We start from the raw sequence: 2,769 nt of genomic DNA, 5'->3' as shown, positions 1-2,769 counted from the left end.
GTGGATCGCCGCGAGCAGGTGCTGGATCCTATGACGGCCTACCAGATCACCTCGATGATGGAATATGTGGTGCAGGCCGGCACCGCGACGGTGGTCAAGGAAGTCGGCAAGCCCATTGCCGGCAAGACCGGCACCACCAACGATGAAAAAGACGCGTGGTTCATCGGCTTTTCGCCGGACCTCGTGGTCGGCATCTATGTCGGCTTCGACAAGCCGCGCAATCTCGGCCGCGGCATGACCGGCGGTCATCTCGCTGCGCCGATCGCCAAGGATTTCCTCAAGCTCGCGCTTGCCGACAAGCCGGCGGTCCCGTTCAAGGTGCCCGCGGGCATCAAGCTGGTTCGCGTCGATGCCAAGAGCGGCATGCGCGTCGGTCCGGGCGAGGGCGGCCGCACCATCCTCGAAGCGTTCAAGCCGGGCACCGCGCCGCCGGACAATTACTCGGTTATCGGCGTTGCCGACATGGACGGCCGGGCGCCGCAGGGATACCCGCAGGGCTACCAGCCTGATAATGCGGGCAACATCATGCGGCCCGGCACCGGCGGACTTTATTGATCCGGGCGAATCGTCGGCAATCTCAGGATGTATCCTTGGACATTGCGTGATACTGGCGTCTGGACCCGGACGGGTCCCGATGGTTGGTATCGCGGCAGGGCGAAATGCCCGAGGTCGAGATAGGCGTCCGAAGATAGCGCAAAGCCTTCGCACGAGGGCAAACGCTGGCTGTTGCCGCGCAAGGGTTGGAACGGAATTTCGGTAATGCGCTTGCTGGTGCGGTTTGTGGGCTTTCTGTTTACTGCCGGCACCGTGGTGTTCCTGGTCGGTGTGGCCGGCGTCGCAGGCGCAATCTGGCATTTCTCCAGGGACTTGCCCGACTATTCGCAGCTTCAGGATTACGAGCCGCCAGTGATGACGCGCATCCATGCGTCGGACGGCGCGCTGCTTGGAGAATACGCCAAGGAACGGCGTCTCTATTTGCCGATCCAGGCGATGCCTAAACTCGTCACCAACGCCTTCCTCGCGGCCGAGGACAAGAATTTTTACGAGCATGGCGGCATGGACTTCACCGGCATGGCGCGCGCGGCCGTGGCGTATGTGCAGAATTTCGGCTCCAACAAGCGTCCGCAGGGTGCGTCGACGATCACCCAGCAGGTCGCGAAGAACTTTCTTCTGACCAACGAGGTCTCCTTCACCCGCAAGATCAAGGAAGCCTTGCTGGCGATGCGCATCGAGCGGGCGTATTCGAAAAATCGCATCCTCGAGCTCTATCTCAACGAAATCTATCTCGGCCTCGGCGCCTACGGCATCGCAGCGGCATCGCTGGTCTATTTCGACAAATCAGTGAACGAGCTGACGGTGGCGGAAGCGGCGTATCTTGCAGCGCTTCCGAAGGCACCGGGCACGTTGCATCCGGTGCGCAACCGCGACCGCTCGATCGAGCGGCGCAACTATGTGATCGATCGGCTCTTGGAAAACGGCTGGATCAAGCAAGCCGACGCCGACAAGGCCAAGGAACCGCTGGTCGTGGCCGGCCGGTCCAACGCCGCGCATACTTTTGCCGGCGAATATTTTGCCGAGGAAGTCCGGCGCGACATCTTCGAGCGCTATGGCGAAAAGAAACTCTATGAAGGCGGCCTGTCGGTCCGTGCCACGCTCGATCCGAAGCTGCAGGTGATGGCGCGCAAGGCGATGGCCGCCGGTCTCGTGAACTTCGACGAGGCCCAGGGTTGGCGCGGACCTTTGAGCAAGCTCGACATCTCCGGCGACTGGGGCGTGAAACTCGCCGACGTCAAATCGCTCTCTGACATCTCGCCCTGGCGGATGGCCGTGGTGCTGGAGACGTCCGATCAGTCGGCGCGGATCGGTTTCCAGCCCGGCCGCGAACTGGGGGGCGCGATCTCCAAGGACCGGCAAACCGGCCTCATCACGCTGGAAGGTGTCAGATGGGCGAGGGCGGTTTCTGTGCCGGCGCGCGGCAAGGCGCCGAGCTCGGTCTCGCAAATTTTGTCGCCAGGCGACGTGATCTATGCCGATCCGCTGATCAAGGACGGTAACCCGGTCGAAGGCCAGTATCGCCTGCGGCAATTGCCTGAAGTGTCCGGCGCCATGGTCGCGATGGATCCGTGGACCGGGCGCGTGCTCGCGATGGTGGGTGGCTTCTCGTTCGACCAGAGCCAGTTCAATCGCGCAACGCAGGCCTATCGTCAGCCGGGATCGACGTTCAAGCCGCTGGTCTATTCGGCGGCGATGGACAATGGGTATACGCCATCGACCATCATGGTCGACGGGCCGATCGAGATCGATCAGGGGCCGGGCGTCGGCGTCTGGCGTCCCGAGAATTTTTCGGTTGGCAGCTACCGGGGTCCTATTACCCTCCGTGAAGCCCTCAAATGGTCGATTAATACCGTGACAGTGCGGTTGGCGCAGGATGTCGGCATGCCCTTGATCGGTGAATATGCCAAACGCTTCGGCGTCTATGATGAATTGCCGAGCTATCTTTCCTATTCGCTCGGCGCCGGTGAAACCACAGTGATGCGGATGGTCACGGCCTATTCGATGCTCGCCAATGGCGGCCGTCGCCTAAAGCCGACCTTGATCGACCGCATTCAGGACCGTTATGGCCGCACCATCTTCAAGCATGACGCGCGCGAGTGCCGCGGCTGCGACGCGCCCGGCGGCTGGAAGAACCAGGCCGAGCCGCAGCTCGTGGATCGCCGCGAGCAGGTGCTGGATCCTATGACGGCCTACCAGATCACCTCGATGATGGAA

Annotated in this window: 2 protein-coding genes; both read left to right on the top strand. The window is 62.2% G+C overall.

Going from position 1 to position 2,769, the window contains the following annotated elements; translation table 11 throughout:
• The coding region (locus CQ13_RS10085; protein ID WP_249762049.1) for a penicillin-binding transpeptidase domain-containing protein at positions 1-555 on the top strand (555 nt) is incomplete at its 5' end.
• A 204-nt stretch (positions 556-759) separates the two neighbouring features.
• On the top strand, positions 760-2,769 hold a 2,010-nt coding region (locus CQ13_RS10080), incomplete at its 3' end, for a penicillin-binding protein 1A (RefSeq protein WP_057842759.1).

It is taken from the genome of Bradyrhizobium retamae (assembly GCF_001440415.1).
Classification (GTDB): domain Bacteria; phylum Pseudomonadota; class Alphaproteobacteria; order Rhizobiales; family Xanthobacteraceae; genus Bradyrhizobium; species Bradyrhizobium retamae.
The sequence above is the reverse complement of the archived record's forward strand: the minus strand, read 5'-3'. Positions and strand labels throughout refer to the sequence as shown.